This is a genomic window from Exiguobacterium sp. TNDT2, from assembly GCF_003331145.1.
Taxonomy (GTDB): Bacteria; Bacillota; Bacilli; order Exiguobacteriales; family Exiguobacteriaceae; genus Exiguobacterium.
The window spans coordinates 75,631-102,351 of sequence record NZ_QLVE01000022.1; the positions used below are offsets into that span (position 1 = coordinate 75,631).

Here is a 26,721-nt window from a genome sequence, read left to right on the forward strand (position 1 = left end):
ATTCCTGTATAATCAACAACGTAAGCGTTTACATCACATATGTAAAATAACGGGATTTATTTTTCAGGGCCGGTGGGAACCGGCTACATACGTTCAAAAGGGGACAGCACACATGATTACGTTCTTTATCGCCCTCGCGATTCTATTCGTCGGGTACAAAGTGTATGGCAGCTACGTCGAGAAGACGTTCGGCATCAAGGAAGAGCGGACGACGCCTGCCTATGCGTCACAGGACGGCATCGATTACGTGCCGATGGGGAAAAAACGGAACTCGATGATTCAACTATTGAACATCGCCGGGGTCGGCCCAATCTTCGGACCGATCATGGGGGCGCTCTATGGACCGGTCGCATTCCTATGGATTGTCTTCGGCTCGATTTTTGCGGGAGCGGTGCACGACTATTTGACGGGCATGATCTCGCTACGGAACAACGGGGCACACTTGCCGCAGCTCGCCGAGAAATTCCTCGGCCGCTCGCTCCGCCACGTCGTCAACGGATTCGCACTTCTTCTTTTGCTTCTTGTCGGGACGGTGTTCGTCACGTCACCGAGTAACATGATTAACAACTTGTTCGACGGCAATGCGACGACGCTCACGATTGTCATCTTCGCCGTGTTCGCCTATTACATTTTGGCGACGCTGCTTCCGGTCGACAAAATCATCGGACGCATCTACCCGTTCTTCGGGGCGCTCCTCATGATTAGCGCCGTCGGAATCGCCGTCAGCCTGTTCGCGCAAGGCTACAAGATTCCAGAGATGACACTCACGAACATGCACCCGGACGGCTTACCGATTTGGCCGCTTCTCTTCTTCACAATCTCGTGTGGGGCGCTCTCAGGCTTCCACGCCACGCAGTCGCCAATCATCTCGCGGACGACGATGAAAGAGAGCAACGGCCGTGAAATCTTCTACGGCATGATGATTGTCGAGGCGGTCATCGCCATGATTTGGGCGGGAGCTGCCATGGCCATCTTTGAGCCAGGTGAACTGCTCGGATTGATTCAAACGGGTACACCGGCGCTCGTCGTCCAGGAAGTGGCGACGCTCATGCTCGGAAGCATCGGCGGCACGCTCGCCATTCTCGGCGTCATCGTCTTGCCGATCACGTCTGGCGACACGGCGTTCCGTAGCGCCCGGATGATTATCGCCGACTATATGAAAGTCGCGCAGAAGAAGTTCTCGTCACGCCTGTGGATCGCGCTCCCGCTCTTCGCGATCTCATACGTCCTCACGAACATGGACTTCCAGATGCTCTGGCAATACTTCAACTGGGCCAACCAGACGACGGCGGTCATCGCCTTGTTCGTCGGGGCGATGTACCTCTACATCAAAGGGCGCAACCACTATATCGCGCTCATCCCAGGGACGTTCATGTTGTATGCCGTCTGGTTCTACATTTTGACGGCACCGATCGGCTTCAAGATGGATGGGGTCATTCCGTACGTCATCGCCACAATTGGTACGATCACATTGCTCGTCTTGTTCCATATGCGCGCACGTGCGATGCGGGCACAAAATATGGAATGTGACGTCCCGGTGAAGGAAGTCGCATAATTCACAGACATGGGTCGCTTCGGCCCATGTTTTTATTTGCGTTGAAACCGGGAAATGACCATACTAGAAGGATAGATTTGAAAGGTGGGACCTGAATGGATCAAGAGAAGCTAAAAGACATGCTCCATGCCGACACGCTCGGGGAAGAGATTGCGAGCGCCGTCACCCACGGGCTTGGGGTCATCTTCAGCATCGTTGCATTCGTTCTGCTTGTCATGACAGCAACCGAGACGGGAAGCACAGGTAATGTCATCGCGGTGAGCGTGTTCGGGGCATCGATGGTTTTACTGTACCTGTTCTCGACACTCATGCATGCGATTCCACATCCACGGGCGAAACGCGTGCTCCAAGTGTTCGATCATGTGGGAATCTACTTACTCATTGCGGGAAGTTATACGCCGTTCGCGCTCGTGTCGCTCAAAGGGACGCTCGGTTGGACGTTGTTCGGCATCGTCTGGAGCGTCGCGATTCTCGGTATCATTTGGAAGCTGTTCTCGACCGGGAAGTACATGTGGGTGTCGAACGTGACGTATCTCGGCCTCGGCTGGATTTGTCTCATCGCCATCCGTCCTCTATATGAGTCGCTCGGTCATAACGGCTTCATGTTGCTCCTTGCCGGAGGGATCGCCTATTCGGTCGGGATTATCTTCTATGTCTGGCAGAAGTTGCCGTTCAATCATGCGATTTGGCATCTGTTCGTTCTAGCGGGAAGCGTGTTCGTTTTCCTCAGCATCTTGTTGTATGTGGCACCGAATACAAGCCTTTGAAACGGACGTCCTGGGGGCGTCTGTTTTTTTTGAATAGAGGGAAATGAAATCCTGAAACCGATTACAAAATTACAGACGAATTGACGTTTGTATGTCATAATAATTTCAGACATCGTCATAGAGATAGATGGGTGGAAACGTGAGGGGGAAAATCAGATGGAAAAAGTGTTGCGCGATGGATTCATTTACATGTCTCAAAACAAAACACTCAACAGTTTGGCTAAAAAATACGGACTTCGCTTCGGGGCTTCGCGCTTTGTAGCGGGGGAAGATTTTAAGACGTCTGTGCCGACAATCCGTGAGTTGAATGCGAAAGGATTATCGGTCACGGTCGACCACTTAGGGGAATTCATCACGACGGTCAAGGAAGCGAACGAGAATCGGGATGAAATCATTCGTGCCATCGAAATCATGGCCGAAGAGCAGCTCGATGCCTATATGTCGCTCAAGCTGACGTCGCTCGGATTCGATATCTCGGACGAGTTGATCGAAGACAACATGCGTCAAATCTTGACGACGGCGAAAGAAGTCGGTGTGTTCGTCGCCATCGACATGGAAGACGAGGCGCGCTGTGAAAGAACACTCGACTTGTTCAAGAAGTTGAAAACGGATTTTGAAGGTCTGGGGACGGTCATCCAATCATATTTGTACCGCTCGGAAGATGACATCAATCATCTTGCGCCGCTCAAGCCGAACCTTCGCATCGTCAAAGGGGCCTACAAGGAACCGGCGACGGTCGCTTTCCCGGAAAAAGAAGACGTCGACCACAACTACGTGAAGCTCGTCAAACTCCATCTGGCGAACGGGAACTACGCCTCGATTGCGACGCATGACGACCACATGATCGACGCGGTCATCGAACATGTGAAACTGAACAATATTCCATTCGACCAGTTCGAGTTCCAAATGCTGTACGGCATCCGGGTCGAGCGTCAACTCGAGCTCGTCCGTCAAGGTTACAAAGTCCGTGTCTACGTGCCATACGGCCGAGACTGGTACGGCTACTTCATGCGCCGCCTCGCAGAACGTCCGGCGAACGTCGCGTTCGTTTTAAAAGGGATGGTCAAGAAATGAGAATAGCACGAACGTCCGTCGCGGGCGTTCGTGCTTTTTGATGTGCTCTCTACTAGTTGATGCCATCACCCTTCTCAACTTTTCTTACAGGAAGTTTAACCTCGAACGGACTGTGCAGTCGTTCCATCTCGTCATTCAAATTGGGCACACCCAGATTTGACCACTTTCCAAAATCAACGTCCCCCTTCAACATTTGTAAGAATGCAATCTGACGAAGACCACACAGTGCCAATACATAAAAAGAAGCCTCAGCTAATCACTGAGACCTCAGAAAGTCTTATCCGTTTACAACCGTACCACCGTTGACGTGGATGACTTGTCCGCTGACGTATGTCGAGTCGTCACTTGCGAGATAGACGTAAGCCGGGGCGAGTTCCGCCGGTTGACCCGGACGTTTCATCTCGGCCGAGTCACCGAACGAGGCGACTTTGTCCGCCGGGAACGTCGCCGGGATGAGCGGCGTCCAAATCGGACCTGGCGCGACGCCGTTGACGCGAATCTTTTTCTCGGCTAGGTTACTCGCGAGCGCACGTGTGAACGATGTGATCGCACCTTTCGTCGACGAGTAGTCGATGAGTTGGTCGTTTCCTTGATACGCTGTGATGGACGTCGTATTGATGATGCTCGCGCCTTCATTCAAGTATGGAAGGGCGGCTTTCGTCAAATAGAACATGCTGAAGATGTTCGTGCGGAACGTCTGCTCGAGTTGCTCATCCGAGATGTCGAGGAGTGACTCTTGCGGATGTTGCTCGGCGGCGTTATTGACGAGGATATCCAAGTGACCGAACGTCTCGAGCGTCTGTTTGACGACGTCTTGGCAGAAGGCAGAGTCGCCGATGTCCCCTTGTAGCAACAGACACGCCTGACCGAGTTCTTCGATGCGCTCTTTCGTCGCCTCGGCGTCCTCGAGCTCGTTTTGATCTTTATAGACGATGACCGTGTTCGCACCTTCATGGGCGAAGAAGATGGCGACCGATTTCCCGATGCCGGAGTCACCGCCCGTGATGATGGCGACTTTGTCTTTCAATTTGTCGCTTCCTTTATATCCTTCGCGCTCGTAAATTGGGAACGGCTCCATCTTCGAATCGATTCCCGGTTGATGGGCTTGTTCTTGACCGTCTTTCTTGAACGATTCAAAATCCCGTCGGTTCCCCACTGTGTTTAAACGATTGTCACTCATGAATACATTCCCCTTTCTAAAATTGACTCTTTGTGTTTATACCACAGTGGCTAAAAAATAAATCATCTTCGGCGAAATTGGAACGAATTTGAAAAATGAACGCTTGCGAATGAATTGTCATTCATTTATGATAGAAGAGTAAACACGATGGTGATTGCGATTTTTTTTACGCTTGAAATGAATCACTATTCATTCTCATTGAGGGGGGAACAATATGACGAGTCACATCGAACAATCAGCCGACCTCCGTTTGACGAGCAACATTCGTTTTGCGGTCGTCATCGGTTCAGGAGTAATGGGGGCGGGGATTGCGGCTCACTTGGCGAACGCGGGGATTCGTTCGCTCATGCTCGACATCGTACCACGTGAATTGACAGCGAAAGAAGAAGCGAAAGGGCTCACGCTCGAGTCACCAGAAGTACGGAACCGCATCGCGTATGAGAACCGGCAGAAGCTATTGAAACAAAACCCGGCACCGCTCGCGACAGCAGATCACTTGAACTTCATCGACGTGGGGAACTTAGAAGATGATCTCGAGCGCTTGAAGGAAGCGGACTGGGTCATCGAAGTCGTCGTCGAACGGCTCGACGTGAAACAGCAACTGTTCGAAAACATCGCACCTTACATCCGTGAAGACGCGATTCTCAGCTCGAATACGTCCGGTATCTCAATCGAGGCGATGGCGAGCGTGTTGCCGGAAGGCTTGAAAACACGTTTCCTCGGGACACACTTCTTCAACCCACCGCGCTATTTGAAGCTGCTCGAACTCATCCCGACGGAAAAAACGGCGCGCCCGGTCATCGATTTCATGGCTCGCTTCGCTGAGGACCGTCTCGGGAAAGGCGTCGTCGAGGCGAAAGACACGCCGAACTTCATCGGCAACCGCATCGGCACGTACGGTCTCCTTGTCACATTTGAAGAGATGCTCAAGCAGAACGCCTCGATCGGCGAGATGGACTCAATCACCGGACCGCTCATCGGCCGGCCAAAATCGGCGACATTCCGCACCCTCGACGTCGTCGGCATCGACACGTTCGTCCACGTCGCCGGAAACGTCTATGAGACACTCGACGCCGGTGACGAGAAGGACACGTTCGACGTCCCTGCTGAAATGAAGACGCTCGTCGAGAAGGGTTGGATCGGTCAAAAGGCCGGACAAGGCTTCTATAAGAAAGACGGAAAAGTCATCCAAGAACTGAATCTCGAGACGTTCGAATATGAACAATTGAAAGCGATTACAGGTCCGGAACTCGAACAAATCAAGTCGCTCCCGGGCTCGAAAGCGAAGTTGGAAGGTGCCATCTTGAACAAGGGACGTATCGGACAACTGCTCTGGCCGGTCACGGCGAAGACGCTCGTCTACTCGGCTCGCCTCACAGGCGAGATCAGCGATTCGATCGTCGCCATCGATGACGCGATGAAGTGGGGCTTCGGCTGGAAGTTCGGACCGTTCGAGACGTGGGACGCACTCGGCGTCGAGAAGTCAGTCGTTCGCATGAAAGCGGAAGGATATGACGTCCCGGCGTGGATCGATGAGATGCTCGCTGCCGGACACACAACCTTCTACAAGGGAGACCAGTATTACGACCAAGCGTCACAGACGTATGTTGAGAAGACCGTCAACCCGAAAGAAGTGAAACTCGCGCCTCTCGCCAAGTCGAACGGAATCGTGCTCGAGAACGGTGGGGCCCGCCTCATCGATATCGGCGACGACGTCGTCGCCCTCGAGTTCACGTCACCGAACAATGCGATCGGTGTCGATATCATGCAGATGATCGAACAGTCGATCGACCTCGTCGAGACCGACTTCAAAGGACTCGTCCTTGCCAACGACGGCAAGAACTTCTGTGTCGGTGCCAACCTCGCGATGATGCTCATGGAAGCAGAAGACGAGAACTGGTACGAGCTCGACTGGATCATCAACAAGTTCCAACAAGTCGTCCAAAAGATTCGCTACGCGGGTCGCCCGGTCGTCGTCGCGCCTTACGGCATGACGCTCGGCGGTGGGACGGAGATCAGCTTGCCGGCTGCACGCATGCAGACTGCGCTCGAGACGTATATGGGTCTCGTCGAAGTCGGTGTCGGCCTCATCCCAGGTGGGGGCGGGAACGTCAACACGTACCGTCGCCTCCTCGAGCAGACGCCGAAGTCGATGCAAAACATGGAGAAAGCGGCGCAACAGACGTTCGAGAACATCGCCATGGCGAAAGTATCGAAGTCGGCCTACGACGCGAAAACGCTCGGCTATCACCGTCCGGTCGACGGTATCTCGATGAACCGAGATCACTTGACGTTCGACGCGAAACAGACGGTGCTCGGTCTCGCTGACGGCTATACGGCACCGGTTCGTGAGAAGTTGCCGGTCGTCGGTCAAACGGGGAAAGCGACGCTCGAACTCGCGGCGTACGAGATGTTCTACGGTGGCTATATCTCTGAACACGATTTGAAGATCGCGAAAAAACTTGCCCACGTCATCAGTGGCGGCGATTTGGCATACGGCACGATGGTGGACGAGCAGTACTTCCTCGACATCGAGCGCGAGGCGTTCCTAAGCCTCATCGGGGAACCGAAATCGCAGCAACGGATGCAACATATGCTCGTCAAAGGCAAGCCACTTCGGAACTGACAAAAGGGGGACTTAACAGATGAGAGAAGCAGTCATCGTGGCCGGCGCACGAACGCCGGTCGGAAAAGCAAAACGCGGTTCGTTCCGAAACGTTCGCTCGGACGAACTCGCGGGTCACGCGATCAAAGCGACGCTCGAGCGGTCGGGCTATACGGGACCGATCGACGACGTCATCATGGGATGTGCCATGCCGGAAGCGGAGCAAGGGATGAATATCGCCCGCTATGCGGCCGTACGAGGCGGCTTGTCCCACGAAGTACCGGCTATCACGATCAACCGGTACTGCTCGTCCGGTCTTCAAGCGATCGCCGACGCGGCAGCGAAAATCATGATCGGCCAAGCGACGGCGGTCATCGCCGGCGGTATGGAATCGATGAGTCTCGTCCCAATGGGCGGACACGTCATCCGTCCGAACCCGACGATCATGGAGACAGCGCCGGAATACTATATGAGCATGGGCCATACGGCAGAACGTGTCGCGGCCGAATATAACATCTCGCGCGAGGACCAGGACCTGTTCGCCATCGACAGCCACCAGAAAGCAGCGGCAGCGATTGCCGGTGGCAAGTTCGAAGAAGAGATTGTCCCGATCACGGTCGTCGAGCACGTGCTCGGCGAAGACGGGAAAGTCGCGGAACGTGAACTCGTCGTCAAACACGATGAAGGCGTCCGGGCCGACTCGACGCTCGAAGCGCTCGGTAAACTGCGCCCGGCATTCAAAATCAAGGGATCGGTGACGGCGGGGAACGCGTCACAAGTGTCAGACGGTGCAGCGGCCGTGCTCGTCATGGAGCGCGAAGAGGCGGAACGTCAAGGCTTGAAACCGATGGCGAAATTCCTATCGTTCGCGGTCGGCGGTGTCCGTCCGGAAGTGATGGGAATCGGACCGGTCGTCGCCATCCCGAAAGCGCTCGAGATGGCCGGCGTGAAGCTCGAAGAAGTCGGATTGTTCGAATTGAACGAGGCGTTCGCGAGCCAATCGCTCGGCGTCATCCGTGAACTCGGCATCGACCCGTCGAAAGTGAACGTCAACGGCGGCGCGATCGCCCTCGGGCATCCACTCGGGTGCACGGGCGCGAAACTCACGGTCTCGATCTTGCATGAGATGAAACGACGCAATGAAAAGTATGGGGTTGTGACGATGTGCATCGGTGGCGGCATGGGCGCTGCTGGCGTCTTCGAATTACTATAAGGGGGAATTGACTATGGAACGTACAGAACATGAATTGATTAAAGGCGGTAGTTTCGTCATCGACGCACTCGACGCGGATCGTTTGTTCACACCGGAAGACTTCTCGGACGAGCACAAAATGATTGGAGACACGACGGCGAGCTTCGTCGACGACCGTGTCATGCCTGTCCTTGGACGCATCGAGAAACACGAGTTCGATCTCTCGGTCGAACTGTTGAAAGAAGCGGGCGAGCTCGGTCTCCTCGGCGCGGACGTGCCAGAAGAGTACGGCGGCTATCAGCTCGATAAAATCTCATCATCGATCATCACGGAGCGGTTCGCCAAGGCGCGTTCATTCGCCCTCAGCTACGGCGCCCACGTCGGAATCGGGACACTCCCAATCGTCTTCTTCGGAACGGAAGAGCAAAAGCATAAGTATTTGCCGAAGCTCGCGACCGGCGAATGGATTGCGGCGTACGCCCTCACAGAGCCAGGCTCAGGGTCGGACGCACTCGGTGCGAAAGCGACGGCCGTCTTGAACGAGGCCGGCACGCACTACGTGTTGAACGGGGAGAAGCAATGGATTACGAACGCCGGTTTCGCGAACGTGTTCGTCGTCTACGCGAAAATCGACGGTGACAAGTTCAGTGCCTTCATCGTCGAGCGTGACTTCAACGGTGTCTCGACAGGGGCCGAAGAACAGAAGATGGGGATCAAAGGCTCATCGACACGGACGCTCATCTTAGAAGACGTCGAAGTCCCGGTCGACAACCTCCTTGGAGAAATCGGCAAAGGCCACGTCATCGCCTTCAACATCTTGAACGTCGGTCGCTACAAACTCGCCGTCGGTGCGGTCGGTTCGTCGAAACGTGCGTTCGATCTCTCGGTCCAATACGCGAACGAGCGCAAACAGTTCAAGACACCGATCAGCCAGTTCCCGCTCATCCAAGAGAAACTCGCGACGATGGCTGCGAACATTTATGCGATGGAGAGCTCGGTCTACCGGACAGGCGGTCTGTTCCAAGACAGCCTTGACGCCCTTGGCGACGACAACATGCGTGACGGTTCGAAAGTCGCCCAAGCGATCGCCGAATACGCGATTGAATGTTCACTCAACAAAGTGTTCGCCTCGGAGACGTTCGACTACGTCGTCGATGAAGCGGTCCAAATCCACGGCGGCTACGGCTTCATGACCGAATATGAAGTCGAGAACTTGTACCGTGACTCACGCATCAACCGGATCTTCGAAGGGACGAACGAGATCAACCGCTTGATCGTACCGGGCACGCTCCTCAAAAAAGCGATGAAAGGCGATTTGCCGCTCCTCGCCGAAGCGCAGAAGCTCCAAAAAGAGCTCATGAGCTATATGCCGCAAGAGCTCGACGGCACGCCGCTCGCACGCGAGAAGATGCTTCTATCGAACATGAAGAAGATCAACTTGATGATCGCCGGAACGGCCGTCCAGAAGTATCAGCAAGACCTCCAGAACGAGCAAGAGATCCTCGCGAAGATTGCCGACATCATCAGCGCCATCTATGCGCTTGAAGCGGCCATCGCGCGGACAGAGAAAGCCATCGCCCGTACCGGCGCTGAGAAGAATGGACAGAAAGTCCGCTATACCGAAATCTTCGCCGAGCAAGTGTTCAAGCAAGTCGAACTTATGGCGAAAGAAGTCTTATATGCGGCCGCATCGGGTGACGAGCAGCGCATGCTCTTGTCGGCGATGAAGAAGTTCAGCCGCTATCAGCCGATCAACGTCATCGGGACGAAGCGCGAAGTCGCAGCGAGCCTGATCAAAGCGAACAAGTTTATCGTGTAAGCAAGCGAGAGAAAGGGTGGACCGGACGCGGTCGGCCCTTTCTTTTTGCCCTGCTGAACCCGTACAATGGAGAAAGGAGGGGATATTGTTGAAACGAGATGACTTGTTAGAACGGATGGATGCGATCGGCCGCTCGGTCGCCAAGCATGAGGGAACGCTCATGCTCCTCGCGCTCGGTTCGATCGGGCTCGAGACGGAACGGCTCGACGACTATTCGGACCTCGACTTCTTTTTAATCGTCGAGGATGGATATAAGGCACGCTTCATCGACAACTTGGACTGGCTCGCCGTCGAGCCCTTGCCATACCAGTTTCAAAATACGAAAGACGGGCATAAAGTCATGTACGAGGACGGCATTTACGCCGAGTTTGCCGTGTTCGAGATCGTGGAGATGCCAGGCATTGCCTATACGCCCGGTCGCGTCATCTGGCAGCGTGACGAGGCGCTCGATACGTTCGCGACGCCAAAGGTTCTGACACGTCCTTCAGACGCCGCCCACCGCTACGAGGAGGCGCTGACGAACCTATACGTCGGACTGCTCCGAGAACGGCGCGGCGAACGGCTCGCCGGCTTCGAACTGATTCAGGTTTCGGCCGTCAACAACGTGTTACTCGCATACGGGGAGACGAGCGACCCGTTCAATCCGACGCGACGGGTCGAAGTGACGCATCCGGAGCTCGTCGCACGTCTTGAGGAGTGGCTCCCCGGATACGGAAAATCGGTCGAGGCGGCGGCAGCCATCCTCGGCCACATCGAGGCGCACCATCCGGTCAATCCCACGCTCAAGCGAGAGATTGTGCGCTTGCTTGAAGCGTGAAGGGGTGAAGCGGAATATGCTACAGTGACAGAAGAGGTGATGAACATGGTGACACTATATGGCTATCCGCCATGCAGTACGTGTAAAAAAGCAGAGAAGTGGTTGAAAGAAAACGGCGTCGACTATACATATGTCCATATCGTCGAGGCGACACCGTCGAAAGATGAATTGGGTGAACTGTGGAAACAGTCGGGCCTGCCGCTCAAAAAGTTCTTCAATACGAGCGGGCAAGTGTATCGGAACGAAGGCATCAAAGATCAACTGCCAACTCTATCAGAAGACGAACAACTCGAGCTTCTCACGAGCAATGGTATGCTTTTAAAGCGTCCAATCGTGACAGATGGTCAAACAGCAACTGTCGGATTTTCAGAAAAGTCGTTTACAGACGTTTGGGGCGAAGTGCTATAATACTCGTGTGAGTCTAATTCAGTTGAGGGGGAAGTTAAGATGAGCAAAGTACCTGCCAATCTACGTTATTCAAAAGAGCACGAATGGGTCGAAGTGAACGGAAGCGTCGCCCGCATCGGCATCACGGATTTCGCACAAAGCGAGCTAGGGGATATCGTCTTTGTCGAACTTCCTGAAGTCGGCGGCACGATTTTGCTCGATGAGCCGTTCGGTTCGGTCGAGTCGGTCAAAACCGTGTCCGAGTTGTACGCTCCCATCTCTGGGAAAATCACAGCGGTGAACGAATCACTCGCCGATTCACCAGAACTCGTCAACGAAGCACCGTTCGAAGGCGCTTGGATGATTGAAGTCGAGTTGAACGACGCGTCGGACGTCGACAAGCTCATGTCAGCCGAAGAATACGAAGCGATGATTCAAGGCTAATATAAATAGCCCAGGATATAACTGCTTGATTTAGGTGAAAAGAGAGACTATCTGGCGAGAACTATTAGCGCCAGATGGTCTCTCTTTTCTATTATCCTTATTACCATAGAATTACTTCATAAATGGGAGTGACTCTACGATACCTTTAATTCCGGTGACGACTGTCATGAGGTTTGCAGAAACACTTAGACCATTTAAAGAATTTAGATACGAACGTATAATTCCTTTTCTGGGTTCACTTTTGGTAACTTCATCTCGAAGACCATCTATCACATGTTCCGCATCCTCTTTCTTTTCTTGCTCATCTTCTTTGAAATATTGATCTAAGTTGTTTTTCAAATCAGATAATAATCTGTTTAATTCTTCAGCTTTAGCTTGTCCAAGAGAATTCGTTAATTCCATGACAAATTCATTATTGTTTCCTAATGCAGTTTGAACTTGATTACCATCTCCGGTAATCGTAATTTGTTGATGTTGTTGACGTTCGTTACTCATGTAGTCCTTCAACCTTTCCGCTGCATTTGAAGCGTCCATTAAAGTTCCAAATAAATCTTTGCCTTCAGCATAAAGCCTTTCAATTTTTTGGAAATTTGGATTGCCATACTGTTCTCCAGACCAGTGTTCGAGTGCACTATGATAAATAGGTTTGTATTTCCTATTCTCTTCAATTGAAATTTTCCCAATGTTCTTTAATAGGTCTACTTCTCTTTTGGAAATTTTATCTGTAGAAATACTTTTGAGAATAATGTGGAAATCGCTAATGAAGGTAGCTAACTTTCTTTTTGTAGTTTGAAATAATGCATTCAAGTCAAATGGGATAGTCTCATAATACTTCTCTTCATCCAATCTTGTGATTATTTCATTAAAAAATGACAAGGTTTCTTCTGAATACACAATCCATCTCTTGATGTCTTCTAAAATGTCTTCCAAGGTTTGATCTTCATACGAAGTCGCTCCGGCAAAAGCTCCTTGAGCCAAAAGAATACCTCCCTTTTTTATATTAATTTTACACGACTAGAACTAAAAGTTTTAACTATTTTGCTTAGTCGAAATCGAGGCGGTAGTGATCAGGCTGGATGAGCGACGTCCGGTTGAACAACCGATAGAACAGAATCCCGAGTGCGATTGGGATGAGCCCGAATAAGACGACGACGAGCATGACGTTCCAGAGCGCGAATCCTCCCGGCATCAAATGCAAGGCGTTGACCGGACCGATTAGACCCGAGACGCCGAATCCGGCACTGATCGGTGTGCCTTCAATCCGAAGGATACCTGCGAGCGCTCCAAGGATGGCCGCATTGGCGAGTACCGGCAACATCATAATCGGACGACGGACGAAGTTCGCCATTTGAATCTTTGGTGAGCCGAGGAAGTGGGCAATCGACGTTCCGGTCGCGTTCATCTGCCAGCCAGCGATGGCGAGACCAAAGCCGGCGGCGACGACCCCTAAGTTGGCGGCCCCGGCAGCGACACCAGACAGGCTGATCGCTGTGGCGATGCCGACCGTCGAGATTGGCGAGACGATGATGAGCGAGAACGCCATCGCGATCAACATGCCCATCACAATCGGCTGTAGTTCCGTCATTGTCATAATGATTGTCCCGACGTATGTTGTGATTTGTGAGATGTAAGTGAGCAGGAACGCTCCGATCCCTCCGGCGACGACGATGACCGTCATCGGTAAGACGAGTACCGTGTATGTCTTCAAGCGTGGCGACAACTGCATGACGAGGAACGTCGCAAGAGCGGCCGTCACACCGGCCGTGATGACGTCACCGATTCCAGCCATGAGGAACGCCCCTTCTTCGATGCGGATGGCGCCGCTCCCGACTTGGGTCGCGATGCCGATCGTGCCGGCCTCGAGTGCCGAGCGTCCGAACTGCATGGCGACGGCGACACCGATGATGACTGGTAAGAGACGCATCGCGATTGTCGTCGCATCTAAGATGAACTGCAGTGACGGAATATAAGGTAAGATGGCTTTCGTTAATTCACCGAGCAAGGCGCTCGGGATGAGGGCGATGAGGATGGCAAGACTGAGGCCGTTCAAGACGTTCATCAAAAACTGTTTTCCGGTAAGCTTCTCTTCCGTCATTGGGGATTCACCTGTCCTTTTCTACTGGTATGCTGTTATGTACAAAAGCAATAAAGTTAATGAACATACTATGCCTCTTTCTAGCGAGCGTCAATACAAAATGTTGAAATATTCAGAATTTTCCATTTGAGCACAACTTTTGAACCGACCGGTCCGGATTCATATACTTAGAGGAGAGGTGAGAACAATGATGACAGACGGATTCTTATATATATACGCCCCGATGTGCGGTACATGCGCTGTGGCCGAGCGGATGCTCTCGGTCGTCGAGGCCGTCGACCCGGAACTCCAGATTGAAAAACGAGATGCCAACTTTATCCCGAACGAACTTGAGGCGTATCAGGTCATGAGCGTCCCGGCGCTGTTGAAGCTGGAGAATGGCCAAGTTCGCGATCGGTTGTACGCGTTTCAAAACGTCCAGCACGTCCTATCTTTCGTCAAATGAGATAGGATGATTAGAATAATCTGAAAATTTTAAATAATCAGTTGACACAGAAAGTTCACGAATGATATATTCATTACAACATCTTACTTGAACACAACATAGGACGAGATTTTCCCGTCATCAAGACGTTTTCGAACAACCGCTGCATGAGCTTACGCGATTTCAGGTGGACCTTCCCTTCGATTGTCCCCCAAAAAAATCAAGCGTCGGGGCACCGGTCGCGTAATTGCATGGTCCGTTCGAAGACCGAGTGATGGTCGGGTCAAAATCCCCCATATAAGGATGAATGCTCTGATCGGGCAAAAGAGGTTCATCTATGGGTTGTCCTTCAGTGACTCAAGGTGCTACGTTCTGTGCCATCCTCGGATGGCACCTTTTTTTATTTTTTTGCATAAAATAGTTTGACATGAAAATAATATGTCGCTATGATAAGGCTAATCGAATACGCAACCACTCTTATCAAGAGAGGCTGAGGGACTGGCCCTATGACGCCCAGCAACCGCGGAGCAATCCGAAATGGTGCTAATTCCAGCAAGGTGTACACCTTGGAAGATGAGAGCAATCGTTGTCCGTACGATAAAGTACGCACGTTTGCTCAAACGTGCGTACTTTTTTTGTTGTCAGGAGGGAAATGGATTGATTCAACTACGCAATGTGGCCAAATGGTTCGACACGAAAAACGGTCGGGTCCAGGCGGTCGATGATGTGTCGCTTACCATCGAAAGCGGCGAAATTTTTGGAATAATCGGATATTCAGGGGCGGGGAAGTCGACGCTCATCCGCTTGCTTAACCGACTCGAGGCACCGTCAAGCGGTGAAATCGTGGTCGCCGGCAGCGAGCTGACGAAACTTACGCCGAAGGAACTACGCGGGGTGCGTAAAAACGTCTCGATGGTGTTCCAACACTTCAACTTATTATGGTCGCGCACGGTCGCTGAGAATATTAGCTTCCCACTCGAGCTAATCGGGGTACCGGCGAGCGAACGCAAACGGCGCGTCCAAGAACTCGTCGAACTCGTCGGCCTTGCCGGACGGGAAGACAGCTATCCGTCACAACTATCGGGCGGCCAAAAGCAGCGAGTCGGGATAGCCCGTGCGCTCGCTACGAATCCAGAAGTGCTCCTCTGCGATGAAGCGACGAGCGCACTCGACCCGAAGACGACCGATTCGATTCTCGAACTGCTCGTCAGCATCAATAAAAAGCTCGGATTGACGATCGTCCTCATCACACATGAGATGCACGTCATCCAAAAGATCTGCCACCGCGTCGCCGTCATGGAGGCCGGAAAGGTCGTCGAGACCGGACAAGTCGCCGAGGTGTTCCAACATCCGGAACAGCCGATCACGAAAGAGTTCGTCAAACAGATCGGCGCGGTCGAAGACATGTTGCTCACGTTCGAACACTTGAAAGCGCGTTATCCGAGCGGTCAAATCGTCAAGCTCAAATTCTTGAATGAGACGGCTGAGCAACCGATTCTGTCAGAAGTGTTGAAGCAGCATGACATCGGTTTCAACATCATCGGCGGCACCGTGACACAGTCACAAGTCGGCGCCCTCGGGACATTATTCATCCAATTGATCGGAGAGCCGGCTGAAGTCGAGCGGGCCATCGCCTCAATCCGGTCGCAGGCAGTGGAAGTGGAGGTAGAAAGCAATGTTTCCTAACGTAGATTGGCAAGTCATGTTTGAAGAGACGTGGGAGACGCTCTATATGACGCTCGTCGCCGGAGCCGCGACGTTCGTCATCGGTCTCGCGCTCGGGATGCTCCTATATGTCACAAACGAGCCGCTCATGATGAAGAACCGCCCGATTTACACGGTCATCAGTGCAATCGTCAACGTGTTCCGGTCGATCCCGTTCATCATTTTGATCATCTTGCTCATCCCGTTCACGTTACTCGTCGTCGGGACGATGCTCGGGTCGACGGCGGCACTGCCGGCGCTCATCATCGGCGCAGCCCCGTTCTATGCGCGGATGGTCGAGCTCGCGCTTCGCGAAGTCGACCGCGGTGTCATCGAGGCGGCCGAGTCGATGGGTGCGACAAAATGGCAGATCGTCTATAAAGTGTTGTTCCCAGAAGCGTTGCCGGCCATCGTGTCAGGCATCACGGTCACGATCGTCGCGATCGTCGGTTACACGGCGATGGCAGGGGTCGTCGGGGGCGGGGGACTCGGAAACTTGGCGTTCCTCGAAGGGTTCCAGCGTTCACAAAATGACGTCACGTTCGTCGCGACCGTCTTAATTTTAATCATCGTCTTCGTCATCCAGTTCATCGGCGATCGACTCGTATCAAAAATCGATAAGCGTTCCGCTTAATCATAAAAAAAATTTGGAGGGGTTTTATAATGAAATCTTGGAAAACAGTACTCGGTTTAACGGCAGCTTCAGCACTCACGATTCTCGCGGCTTGCGGCGGCGGGGATTCAGAATCAGGTTCAGGCGATGACAAGACGCTCGTCGTCGGCGCGTCAAACGTCCCGCACGCTGAAATTTTAGAGCACATTCAAGACGAATACGAAGAGAAGGGCTATACGCTCGAAATCAAGAAGTTCCAAGACTACGTCTTACCGAACAAGACGCTCGCGGACGGCGAACTCGACGCGAACTACTTCCAACACGAGCCGTATCTCGAGTCGCAAATGGCTGAAAACAAAGATTACAAATTCGCATCAGCCGGCGGCGTCCATATCGAGCCGATCGGTGTCTACTCACAAGACTACAAGTCACTCGATGAGCTCCCAGAAGGCGCTGAAATCATCATGAGCTCGTCGGTCGCTGATCACGGACGAATCCTCACGATGCTCCAATCAGAAGGTTTGCTCACACTCGCGGAAGGCAAAACAGTAGACGCGACAGTTTCGGACATCGTCGACAACCCGAAAAACTTGGAGTTCAAGACGGACGTCGAAGCAGCACTTCTCCCGCAAGCGTTCAACAACGGTGAAGGGGACGCGGTCCTCATCAACACGAACTACGCGATCGATGCCGGCCTCAACCCGCTCGAAGACGCGATCGCCCTCGAAGGCGAAGATTCACCTTACGTCAACTTGCTCGTCACACGTGAAGGCGACGAAAACGACGAGCGCGTCAAGGCACTCCTTGAAGTCCTCACGTCAGAAGAGACGCAACAGTGGATCTTGGATGAGTACAAAGGTGCAGTCGTACCGGTCAAACAATAATCTCGTCAAGGCTCGGGCTATCCCGAGCCTTTTTTATTTGGAGTAGTTTTGGTTCACCAATAGAAGTACACTACATATATGTAGGAAAAGGGGGGATCCGGATGAACATACGACACATTCATCCGCTGACGCTGGGTGTCTTGTTTGGTACGTTTTTTGCCCGGCTGTCGACATTTTTTGTTATGCCGTTTTTTGCGATTTATCTCGCGACGCTCGGCTTCTCGGCGAGCGTCATCGGGACGGTGTTCGCCATCTCGGCGCTATCGGGGTTGTTCATGAGTTTTTTTGGGGGCACGCTGTCCGACCGCTATGGGCGCAAACAGTTGATGCTAATCGGTATCGCTTTGAACGCCTTGACGTTCACCGGGTTCGCGCTCGTGACGGAGTTATTTTGGTTTTACATCTTCTCGGTACTTATGGGCGTGTCACGGTCGTTCCTCGAACCGGCTTCCCGCGCGCTCATCAGCGACACGACGCAACCGGACCAGCGCGTCATCGTCTATAACGTCCGCTATTTTTTAATCAACATCGCGGCGGCGATCGGTCCATTGCTCGCGGTCGTGTTGTCGCTCACCGGGGCGAAGAGCGCCTTCTTCGTCGTGACGGGCGTTTACGTGCTATACGGACTCGTCATCTCGACGCTGTTCCGGAAGTATCCGTTCGAAGAAGGCGACGGCGTCAAAGTCCGACCGCGCTTGACGGAGACGTTCCGTGTGTTACAACAAGATAAGACGTTCCGCTTCGTCATCATCGGGATGATCTTCGCCATCATCGGCTATAGTCAGTTCAATGCGACATTGCCGCAGTTCATCGCGTTCCATGACGGCTTCAGCGATGGCTCGCGTTTATTCGCCTATCTGTTGACGGTCAATGCAATCACCGTCCTTGTCGTCCAATATCCGATTATGCGATTCGGGATGCGGGTGTCACCAATCAAGTCGCTCTTCTTCGGTGTCGCCACGCTGTCGTCGGGACTCCTCTTGATTGGCTTCGCGACCGAGACGTGGATTTTATTCGTCGCGATGGTCATTTTCACGGTTGGTGAGGTGCTCATGTTCACGATGACGGACGTGTTGACGGACGAATTGGCACCGTCCCATCTGCGCGGGACGTATTTCGGGGCGATGGGGTTGACGGCGCTCGGTCAGACGATCGGTCCCATCATCGGTGGACTCTTGCTCGATGGGTTTAACAATGCAGCGTTGCCAGTGTTTGGAAGCTTGGCCGTTTTGACGGCGTGTGGATCTTTCTTTTTCGCCGGCGCCTTGAAAGAACGGAAAGCAAGTTTAGCGTTAACCGAGGAAAAAGTTGGATAAAGTCTTGATTTCCCGATATTCTCATTCTCAACATTTATGTTTTATTGAGAATGAATAATAAGGTGAGTCGCTTGAAATAAAAAATTGCCTAGATTAAGATTAGAATATATCTAATCTACGCCAAAAATGGCGAGAAAACGGAAGGGGTATCCGAATGTCTAACGTACCACACATGAAAATTGATGACCTCCGCGTCTCAATCGAAGGAAAAGAGATCGTCAAAGGTCTTAATCTTGAAATTAAAGGTGGCGAAATTCACGCCATCATGGGTCCTAACGGGACGGGTAAATCTACACTCGCATCGGCACTTATGGGTCATCCATTGTATGAAGTCACAGGCGGAAGCGTTGATTTGAACGGCGAAGACGTACTCGACATGGAAGTCGACGAGCGCGCGCAAGCCGGAATGTTCCTCGCGATGCAGTATCCTGCTGAAATCAGTGGTGTCACGAATGCCGATTTCTTGCGTTCAGCAATTAACTCGCGCCGCGAAGAAGGCCAAGAAATCTCACTCATGAAGTTCATCCGTGAACTTGATGCGAAGATGGACGTCCTCGAAATCCCTTCAGAAATGGCACACCGCTATTTGAACGAAGGTTTCTCAGGCGGTGAGAAAAAACGTAACGAGATTCTTCAAATGATGATGATCAAACCGAACATCGCCATCCTCGATGAGATTGACTCAGGTCTTGACATCGATGCGCTCAAAGTCGTCGCCAAAGGCGTCAACGAAATGCGCTCAGAAGAGTTCGGCTGCTTGATTATCACGCACTATCAGCGTCTCCTCAACTATATCGAGCCAGACTTTGTTCACATCATGATGGACGGAAAAATCGTCATGTCAGGTGGCAAAGAGCTTGCACAACGACTCGAAGCAGAAGGTTACGATTGGGTGAAGCAAGATCTTGGAATGACAGTAGACACAGAAGCGTAAGGAGGCTGTACGATGACCGTACAATTTGAATTGGATGCACAAGCAGTAGCGGCACGTGCAGAGGCGCTCGGTGGACCGGCATTTATGGTAAACCGTCGTAAAGTTGCAGCAGAACTTGCGCCGACTCTCGCCTTGCCAAAAGTTGAAAAGATCAAGATTGATAAATGGGACTTCGTCTCTGGAGACGTCGAGCTCACGAAGCACGACGGCTTGACGCCTGAAATCGAAGCACTTCTTGGAGACCACCGGACAAACGTGCTCGTTGAACGCAACGGTCATGTTGTTTACAACGAACTTGCGACGCCAGAAGGTGTCCTCTTCATGGGCATCAACGAAGCGATGGAACAACATCCAGAGCTCGTCGAGAAGTACTTCATGACGGAAGGTGTCCGTGTGGACGAAGAACGTTTGTCTGCGTTGAATGCTGCCCTCATGAACGGCGGTGCATTCTTATACGTACCGAAGAACGTTCAATTGAAAGACCCGCTCCAAGCCATCTTCACGATGGAACAAGCGAACGGTGCGCTCTATCATCACACGATCATCGTTGCGGACGAAGGTAGTGAATTGACGTACGTCGAGAGCTTCCTCTCGAACACGAACGAGCCGCACACGGTCAACGCCGTGACAGAAGTGTTCGCAGCCGCGAACGCGAAAGTCGTCTTCGGTGGCGTCGACCAGCTCGCCGAGTCGGCCCTCTCGTTCATGAACCGCCGCGGTGTCGTCTATGAGAATGCACGCCTCGAATGGGCGCTCGGTCACATGAATGACGGCAACTCGGTCGTCGAGACGAAAACGCACCTCGTCGGAGACAACACGTTCTCAGACACGAAAGCCGTCACGATTGGCCGTGGCGCACAGAAACAGAACTTCAACATCCGGACGGACCATTTCGGGAAGTCTTCAGAAGGGTTCATCTTGATTCACGGTGTCCAAAAAGATTCGGCCACGGCCATCTTCAGCGGGACATCGATGATTCACCATGGCGCTTCGAAATCGAACGGCGTTCAAACGGAACGTGTGCTCATGTTGTCTGAAAAGGCACGTGGCGACGCAAACCCGATTCTCCTCATCGATGAGGACGACGTCATGGCAGGTCACGCCGCTTCGGTCGGACGCGTCGACGACGTGCAGCTCTACTACTTGATGAGCCGCGGTTTGTCACGTAAAGAAGCCGAGCGTTTGATCATTCACGGATTCTTGAACCCGGTCGTCGAGCAACTCGCGATCGAGTCGGTCAAAGACCGTCTCCGTGAAGTCATCGAAGGGAAAGTACGTTAAGATGATCGATGCCTCGATTCGTAAACAGTTCCCGATTTTAGATCAGGAAATCAACGGTCATCCGCTCGTCTATCTCGACAGCGCGGCAAGCTCCCAAAAACCGCTTGCTGTCATCGAGGCGATCGAGGATTACTATCGCCGCATCCACTCGAACGTGCACCGGGGCGTCCATACGCTCGGGACGCACGCGACGGATGCGTATGAAGGGGCGCGGGAGCGCGTCCGTTCATTCATCAACGCCGCCGTCCCAGAAGAAATCATCTTCACACGCGGGACGACGACGGCGATTAACCTCGTCGCGTCAAGCTACGGGGATGCCAACGTCGGAGCGGGGGACGAGATCGTCCTCACGCCGATGGAGCATCACGCCAACTTGATTCCGTGGCAACAGCTCGCCAAACGTAAAGGGGCCACGCTCCGTTACGTCGAATTGACGCCGGACGGTCGAGTCACGCTCGACGCGGTCCGTGCCGTCTTGTCAGACCGGACGAAAATCGTCGCCATGAGCCACGTCTCGAACGTGCTCGGCACGATCAACCCGATCGCCGATGTGGCGAAGCTCGCCCATGAAAAAGGCGCGGTCATGGTCGTCGATGCGGCGCAAAGCGCACCGCACCGTAAACTTGACGTGCAAGCACTCGACTGCGACTTCCTCGCCTTCTCAGGCCATAAGATGCTCGGTCCGACCGGGATTGGGGTCTTATACGGGAAGAAACAGTTGCTTAAAAACATGGAGCCGGTCGAATTCGGTGGCGAGATGATCGATTACGTCGACTTGTATGAGTCGACATGGAAAGACATCCCGTACCGGTTCGAAGCAGGGACGCCGATTATCGCCGGCGCCGTCGGTTTGGCAGCGGCCATCGACTTTTTAGAAGACCTCGGTCTCGAGAACGTCGAAGCCCACGAACGGGCGCTTGCGACGTACGCCATCGAACAGATGCGTACGATCGAAGGTATCCAAATCTTCGGGCCAGAGGAACGGGTCGGACTCGTCACGTTCAACTTAGGTGACGTGCACGCCCACGACTTGGCGACCGTCTTGGACATGCAAGGCATCGCGGTCCGGGCCGGCCACCATTGTGCTCAGCCGCTCATGCGTCTCCTGAAGCAATCATCGACAGCCCGAGCGAGCTTCTACTTGTACAACACGAAAGAAGAAGTCGACCGCTTCATCGAAGGGCTACGTCAAACGAAGGAGTATTTCAATTATGAGTTTTAACAATCTCGATATGTTGTACCGACAGGTCATCATGGATCATTATAAAAACCCAAGAAACCGTGGCGTCATCGAAGATGGCGTGACGATTGACTTGAACAACCCGACATGCGGGGATTCACTCCGACTCCAACTCCAAGTCGAGGATGGAATCGTGAAAGATGCCAAGTTTGAAGGGGAAGGCTGTTCGATCAGTCTCGCCTCGGCATCGATGATGACTCAAATCGTGAAGGGCAAGTCTGTTGACGAGGCACTCCAATTGGCCAACATCTTCTCGGAGATGGTCCAAGGGAAAGACTACGATACAGACACGTTCGACCTAGGCGACATCGAAGCGTTGTCTGGCGTCTCAAAGTTTCCGGCTCGCATCAAGTGCGCCACGCTCGCGTGGAAAGCGCTTGAAAAGGGAGTCGACGAGGAAGCGTAAGTAGAAGGAGGAGACCGATATGGCGAAAAACATGCCTGACATTGGCGATTATAAATATGGCTTCCATGACCGAGACATCTCGATTTTCCGTTCAGGCCGCGGCTTGACGAACGAAATCGTAGAGACGATCTCGCGCATGAAAGAAGAACCGGCATGGATGCTCGAGTTCCGCTTGAAATCACTTGAACAGTTCCGCAAAATGCCGATGCCGACATGGGGCGGCGATCTCACGGCACTCGATTTCGATGAGATCACGTACTATGTCAAGCCGTCTGAAAAGACAGAGCACTCGTGGGACGAGGTTCCTGAAGAAATCAAACGTACGTTTGATAAGCTCGGAATCCCGGAAGCGGAGCAAAAATACTTGGCAGGCGTTTCGGCTCAGTACGAGTCAGAAGTTGTCTATCACAGCATGCAAGAAGATTTCGAAGCGAAAGGTGTCATTTTCAAAGACACGGATACGGCGCTTAAAGAAGATGAAGAAATCTTCCGTGAGTACTTCGGAAAATTGATTCCGCCGACAGACAACAAGTTCGCCGCACTCAACTCAGCTGTCTGGTCAGGTGGCTCGTTCATCTACGTACCAAAAGGCGTGAAGCTCGAGCAACCGCTCCAAGCTTACTTCCGTATCAACTCAGAGAACATGGGTCAGTTCGAGCGGACGCTCATCATCGTCGACGAGGGCGCATCTGTCCATTACGTCGAAGGATGTACAGCACCGGTCTACACGACGAACTCACTTCACTCAGCGGTCGTTGAGATTTTCGTCAATAAAGACGCATACTGCCGTTATACGACGATCCAAAACTGGGCGAACAACGTCTATAACTTGGTCACGAAGCGTGCCGTCTGTGAAGCGGGTGGATCGATGGAGTGGATCGATGGTAACATCGGTTCGAAACTCACGATGAAATACCCGGCCGTCATCTTAAAAGGTGAAGGCTCGCGCGGTATGACGCTCTCGATCGCTCTCGGCGGTAAAGGGCAACACCAAGACGCCGGCGCGAAAATGATTCACCTCGCACCGAACACGTCATCGTCAATCGTCTCGAAGTCGATTTCGAAACAAGGCGGAAAAGTCTCGTATCGCGGTATCGTCCACTTCGGCCGTAAAGCGAAAGGCGCACGTTCGAACATCGAATGTGACACGCTCATCATGGACAATGAGTCGACGTCGGACACGATCCCGTACAACGAGATCTTGAACGACCAAGTCTCACTCGAGCACGAAGCGAAAGTCTCTAAAGTGTCAGAAGAGCAACTCTTCTACCTCATGAGCCGTGGAATCTCGGAAGAAGAAGCGACGGAGATGATCGTCATGGGCTTCATCGAGCCGTTCACGAAAGAATTGCCAATGGAATATGCCGTCGAAATGAACCGTCTCATCAAGTTCGAGATGGAAGGTTCGATTGGATAATCGTTAAACAGCGAACTCACCGCAAGGGAGTTCGCTTTTTTTGTCGTGAAACGAGGGCGAGTCGGGTATGCTAAAAGAGAGACTGCTTTTAGGGAGGAATGATTGAATGGAAACCATTGATCCAAAAGACATTACCCGCATCGCCGTCGTCGGCGCCGGATGGGTCGGTATCAGTTTCGCCTATCAACTGTCGATGGCGGCGCTCTGTGAGGAGCTCGTCTTGATCGACTCGAACCATGCAAAAGCCGAAGGGGAGGCGATGGATCTCAACCACGGCATCTCGTTCGCCCCGAGCCCGGTCCGGATTTGGGCAGGGGACTACTCGGATTGCCGCGACGCCGATATTGTCGTCATCACGGCTGGTGCTGCTCAAAAGCTCGGTCAGACCCAAATGGACCTGGCCGAACAAAACGCGGTCGTCGTCCGTGACGTCACAAAACAAGTCATGGCGAGCGGATTCGATGGCATCATCGTCGTCGCAACAAACCCGGTCAACGTCATGGCGCACGTCGCCTTTGAGGCGTCAGGCTTGCCGAAGCACCGCGTCATCGGTTCAGGGACGGTGCTTGATACGGCCCGTCTTCGTTATAAGGTCGGCGAGTACTTCGACTTGTCATCACGGAACTGCCACGTCTACTATATGGGCGAGCATGGCGCCGGGGGCTTCGTCGCCTGGGACAATGCCCGCATTTACGGGAAGTCGATGAAGCAGTTACTTGAGGAGAATGAATCGTATCGCCAAGAAGATTTAGACGCCATCTATCAAGGGGTCCGCGATGCGGCGAATCAAATCATCGAATATAAGAGCGCAGCGTACTACGCGATTGGTCTCGGGCTCCTCCGAATCGTCCGCGCCATCGTCCGCAACGAGAACTCAGTCGTGACGATCGGTGCCCATCTCGATGGAGAATACGGGGCCTCTGGGCTCCATATCGGCGTACCGGCCTTGATCGATCGGACCGGTATCCGCCAAATCGTCGAAATCGAACTGACGGACGAGGAACAACAACAGTTCGACGCCTCGGTCGGACGGATTCGTCAAGCGATCGATAAGATTGAATCGAGTTCATAAAAAAGGCCCGGCTGCGATTGCAGCCGGGTTTGTCGTTACGACGCCTTCTTCTCGGCGACGTCTTTCTTATAATATTTCTCGGACGTGAAGAACTCGGTCGTCAAGCGCTTCACTTCACCGCTCAACATCAAGACGGCGATCATGTTCGGGATGAGAATCATCGCGAGCATGAAGTCGAGGAAGTTCCAAATCATTTGGGCGCCGCCGATCGCACCGATGACGATCGAGGCGATATAGACGACTTTCATCAACTTCCCTGCAGTCAAACCGAACAAGTACTCAGCTTGGCGCGATCCGTAAAAGATGATGACGATAATCGTCGACAAGACGAAGAAGATGAGCGAGATCGTGACGAGCAGGCTACCCGTGTATCCGAAGTACTGTTGGAAGGCGATCGTCGTCAGAGCGGCCGGATCGTTCATCGCGCCATCCTGCGTCCATACACCAGAAGACAAGACGACGAACGCCGTCGTGCTGCAGATGATGAGCGTATCGATGACGATGCCGATGACGGCCCAGAAGCCTTGACGGACCGGATGATCCGTCTGAGCGGCCGCATGGGCGATCGGAGCCGTCCCGAGTCCCGCCTCGTTCGAATAGAGACCACGGGCGAAGCCCCAACGAATCGTCTCGGCAATCGCGGCACCGGCGAAACCACCAAGGGCAGCCATCGGTTGGAACGCGTACGAGAAGATGAGCCCGAGTACTTCCGGGATTTGCGAGAAGTTCATCAAGACGATGATGAACCCGGCACCGACATAGACGAGCGCCATCGCCGGGACGATGACTTCTGTTACTTTGGCGATTCGCTTCACTCCGCCGAAGACGACGAGGGCGACGAGTCCGGCGACGATAATCCCGGTCACGAGCGTGTTGCCGTTAAATGTCTCACGGACGGCCGAACTGACGGCGTTCCCTTGTACCATGATGCTCGGGATGAGTTCAATCATGAGAGCGAAAGCGAACCAGGAAGCGAGCCATTTCAACTTCAAGCCTTTGGCCATATAGTAGACGGGCCCGCCGACGAATTCCCCGGCCTCGTTTTTCTCGCGGTAACGGACAGCGAGGACGCTCTCTGAGAACTTGATGGCCATCCCGACGACGGCGATGACCCACATCCAGAAGATGGCCCCAGGTCCCCCAAACATGATCGCGGCCGGTACCCCGATGATGTTGGCGGCACCAATCGTCGACGACAAGGCCGACGTCAGCGCTTGGCGGGGACTGATATCGCCTTCGCCTTTTGGTTTTTTAAAGACACTGCCTAACGTTTGCTGCAATATGTATAGCGGGTATCGAAATTGAAAGAATCCTAACCGAATCGTCAAATAAATTCCAGACAAGACGAGTAATGAGATAATTGGTACTCCCCATAGCCAATTAGAAAACGACGTCACCATATTTACAAGTTGTTCCACATCACCACTCCTATCCATTATTTTACTTATATATTGTTGCCTAACGAGACAAAGACTAAACCCATTCTTTCAAATTA

General features: G+C 52.9%; 24 protein-coding genes and 1 riboswitch. Of the genes, 20 read left to right on the forward strand and 4 right to left on the reverse strand.

The annotated features are described in order from the left end of the window. The first annotated feature begins 112 nt into the window (after positions 1-112). The 3 genes from DPV68_RS10775 (at position 113) to DPV68_RS10785 (ending at position 3,396) form a co-directional block, all read left to right on the forward strand. Positions 113-1,555, forward strand: a complete 1,443-nt coding sequence (locus tag DPV68_RS10775) for a carbon starvation CstA family protein (protein WP_114166822.1) — start codon at positions 113-115, stop codon at positions 1,553-1,555. A 95-nt stretch (positions 1,556-1,650) separates the two neighbouring features. Then, positions 1,651-2,322 carry a PAQR family membrane homeostasis protein TrhA gene (gene trhA, locus DPV68_RS10780; RefSeq protein WP_114166823.1) on the forward strand — a complete coding sequence of 224 codons (672 nt, stop codon included), beginning with the start codon at positions 1,651-1,653 and terminating at the stop codon, positions 2,320-2,322. Positions 2,323-2,478: 156 nt separating this feature from the next. Then, complete coding sequence (locus tag DPV68_RS10785; RefSeq protein WP_114166824.1) at positions 2,479-3,396, forward strand: proline dehydrogenase family protein; 918 nt, start codon at positions 2,479-2,481, stop codon at positions 3,394-3,396. A 277-nt stretch (positions 3,397-3,673) separates the two neighbouring features. On the opposite strand, the gene DPV68_RS10790 is transcribed toward DPV68_RS10785, so the two are convergent. Continuing rightward, positions 3,674-4,576: an SDR family oxidoreductase gene (locus DPV68_RS10790; protein ID WP_114166825.1), complete on the reverse strand. Its 903-nt coding sequence runs from the start codon at positions 4,574-4,576 to the stop codon at positions 3,674-3,676. Positions 4,577-4,790: 214 nt separating this feature from the next. On the opposite strand from DPV68_RS10790, the gene DPV68_RS10795 reads away from it, so the two are divergent. The 6 genes from DPV68_RS10795 to gcvH all read left to right on the forward strand — a co-directional run bounded on the left by DPV68_RS10795 (position 4,791) and on the right by gcvH (position 11,840). After that, positions 4,791-7,202, forward strand: coding sequence for a 3-hydroxyacyl-CoA dehydrogenase/enoyl-CoA hydratase family protein (locus DPV68_RS10795; protein ID WP_114166826.1), 2,412 nt, complete (start codon positions 4,791-4,793; stop codon positions 7,200-7,202). Between the two features lie 19 nt (positions 7,203-7,221). Beyond that, positions 7,222-8,394 carry an acetyl-CoA C-acetyltransferase gene (locus DPV68_RS10800; RefSeq protein ID WP_114166827.1) on the forward strand — a complete coding sequence of 391 codons (1,173 nt, stop codon included), beginning with the start codon at positions 7,222-7,224 and terminating at the stop codon, positions 8,392-8,394. A gap of 13 nt (positions 8,395-8,407) precedes the next feature. Next, on the forward strand, positions 8,408-10,192 hold the full coding sequence (locus tag DPV68_RS10805) for an acyl-CoA dehydrogenase family protein (protein WP_114166828.1): 1,785 nt from the start codon (positions 8,408-8,410) through the stop codon (positions 10,190-10,192). Positions 10,193-10,280: 88 nt separating this feature from the next. Then, positions 10,281-11,009, forward strand: coding sequence for a hypothetical protein (locus DPV68_RS10810; protein ID WP_232819604.1), 729 nt, complete (start codon positions 10,281-10,283; stop codon positions 11,007-11,009). A gap of 45 nt (positions 11,010-11,054) precedes the next feature. Then, positions 11,055-11,417 carry an arsenate reductase family protein gene (locus DPV68_RS10815; protein WP_114166829.1) on the forward strand — a complete coding sequence of 121 codons (363 nt, stop codon included), beginning with the start codon at positions 11,055-11,057 and terminating at the stop codon, positions 11,415-11,417. A 39-nt stretch (positions 11,418-11,456) separates the two neighbouring features. Then, positions 11,457-11,840 (forward strand): glycine cleavage system protein GcvH, encoded by a 384-nt coding sequence (gcvH, locus tag DPV68_RS10820; RefSeq protein WP_021065488.1) that lies wholly within the window; start codon positions 11,457-11,459, stop codon positions 11,838-11,840. A gap of 111 nt (positions 11,841-11,951) precedes the next feature. Here the strand turns inward: gcvH and DPV68_RS10825 are convergent, their stop codons facing one another. Together DPV68_RS10825 and DPV68_RS10830 are read right to left on the reverse strand one after the other, a co-directional pair. Beyond that, a complete protein-coding gene (locus tag DPV68_RS10825) occupies positions 11,952-12,818 on the reverse strand; it encodes a hypothetical protein (protein WP_114166830.1) in 867 nt (288 codons plus the stop codon). A gap of 64 nt (positions 12,819-12,882) precedes the next feature. Beyond that, positions 12,883-13,935: a PTS sugar transporter subunit IIC gene (locus DPV68_RS10830; RefSeq protein WP_114166831.1), complete on the reverse strand. Its 1,053-nt coding sequence runs from the start codon at positions 13,933-13,935 to the stop codon at positions 12,883-12,885. A 190-nt stretch (positions 13,936-14,125) separates the two neighbouring features. Between DPV68_RS10830 and DPV68_RS10835 the strand changes: the two genes are divergently transcribed. The 11 genes from DPV68_RS10835 to DPV68_RS10885 all read left to right on the forward strand — a co-directional run bounded on the left by DPV68_RS10835 (position 14,126) and on the right by DPV68_RS10885 (position 25,226). Next, on the forward strand, positions 14,126-14,380 hold the full coding sequence (locus DPV68_RS10835; RefSeq protein WP_232819605.1) for a thioredoxin family protein: 255 nt from the start codon (positions 14,126-14,128) through the stop codon (positions 14,378-14,380). A gap of 453 nt (positions 14,381-14,833) precedes the next feature. Continuing rightward, positions 14,834-14,939, forward strand: a riboswitch (SAM riboswitch). Positions 14,940-15,016: 77 nt separating this feature from the next. Beyond that, entirely contained in the window at positions 15,017-16,045 is a 1,029-nt protein-coding gene (locus DPV68_RS10840; RefSeq protein ID WP_114166833.1) for a methionine ABC transporter ATP-binding protein, read from the forward strand. Continuing rightward, positions 16,035-16,697 (forward strand): methionine ABC transporter permease, encoded by a 663-nt coding sequence (locus DPV68_RS10845; RefSeq protein WP_114166834.1) that lies wholly within the window; start codon positions 16,035-16,037, stop codon positions 16,695-16,697. Before DPV68_RS10840 ends, DPV68_RS10845 begins: the two co-directional genes overlap by 11 nt. A gap of 29 nt (positions 16,698-16,726) precedes the next feature. Beyond that, positions 16,727-17,560, forward strand: coding sequence for a MetQ/NlpA family ABC transporter substrate-binding protein (locus DPV68_RS10850; RefSeq protein WP_114166835.1), 834 nt, complete (start codon positions 16,727-16,729; stop codon positions 17,558-17,560). 101 nt (positions 17,561-17,661) lie between these two features. Beyond that, entirely contained in the window at positions 17,662-18,876 is a 1,215-nt protein-coding gene (locus tag DPV68_RS10855) for an MDR family MFS transporter (RefSeq protein ID WP_114166836.1), read from the forward strand. Between the two features lie 172 nt (positions 18,877-19,048). After that, positions 19,049-19,810, forward strand: a complete 762-nt coding sequence (sufC, locus tag DPV68_RS10860) for a Fe-S cluster assembly ATPase SufC (RefSeq protein WP_114166887.1) — start codon at positions 19,049-19,051, stop codon at positions 19,808-19,810. Between the two features lie 12 nt (positions 19,811-19,822). Then, positions 19,823-21,091, forward strand: a complete 1,269-nt coding sequence (gene sufD / locus DPV68_RS10865; RefSeq protein WP_114166837.1) for a Fe-S cluster assembly protein SufD — start codon at positions 19,823-19,825, stop codon at positions 21,089-21,091. 1 nt (position 21,092) lies between these two features. Then, the gene (locus tag DPV68_RS10870; RefSeq protein ID WP_114166838.1) at positions 21,093-22,313 is read left to right on the forward strand and encodes a cysteine desulfurase; all 1,221 of its coding nucleotides are present in this window, start codon (positions 21,093-21,095) and stop codon (positions 22,311-22,313) included. Beyond that, positions 22,303-22,737, forward strand: coding sequence for a Fe-S cluster assembly sulfur transfer protein SufU (gene sufU / locus DPV68_RS10875; RefSeq protein WP_034778441.1), 435 nt, complete (start codon positions 22,303-22,305; stop codon positions 22,735-22,737). Before DPV68_RS10870 ends, sufU begins: the two co-directional genes overlap by 11 nt. Positions 22,738-22,756: 19 nt before the next feature. Then, positions 22,757-24,154, forward strand: coding sequence for a Fe-S cluster assembly protein SufB (sufB, locus tag DPV68_RS10880; protein WP_114166839.1), 1,398 nt, complete (start codon positions 22,757-22,759; stop codon positions 24,152-24,154). A 106-nt stretch (positions 24,155-24,260) separates the two neighbouring features. Next, complete coding sequence (locus DPV68_RS10885) at positions 24,261-25,226, forward strand: L-lactate dehydrogenase (RefSeq protein WP_114166840.1); 966 nt, start codon at positions 24,261-24,263, stop codon at positions 25,224-25,226. Positions 25,227-25,261: 35 nt separating this feature from the next. On the opposite strand, the gene DPV68_RS10890 is transcribed toward DPV68_RS10885, so the two are convergent. Next, positions 25,262-26,644, reverse strand: a complete 1,383-nt coding sequence (locus DPV68_RS10890; protein WP_114166841.1) for an alanine/glycine:cation symporter family protein — start codon at positions 26,642-26,644, stop codon at positions 25,262-25,264. Positions 26,645-26,721: the final 77 nt, after the last annotated feature.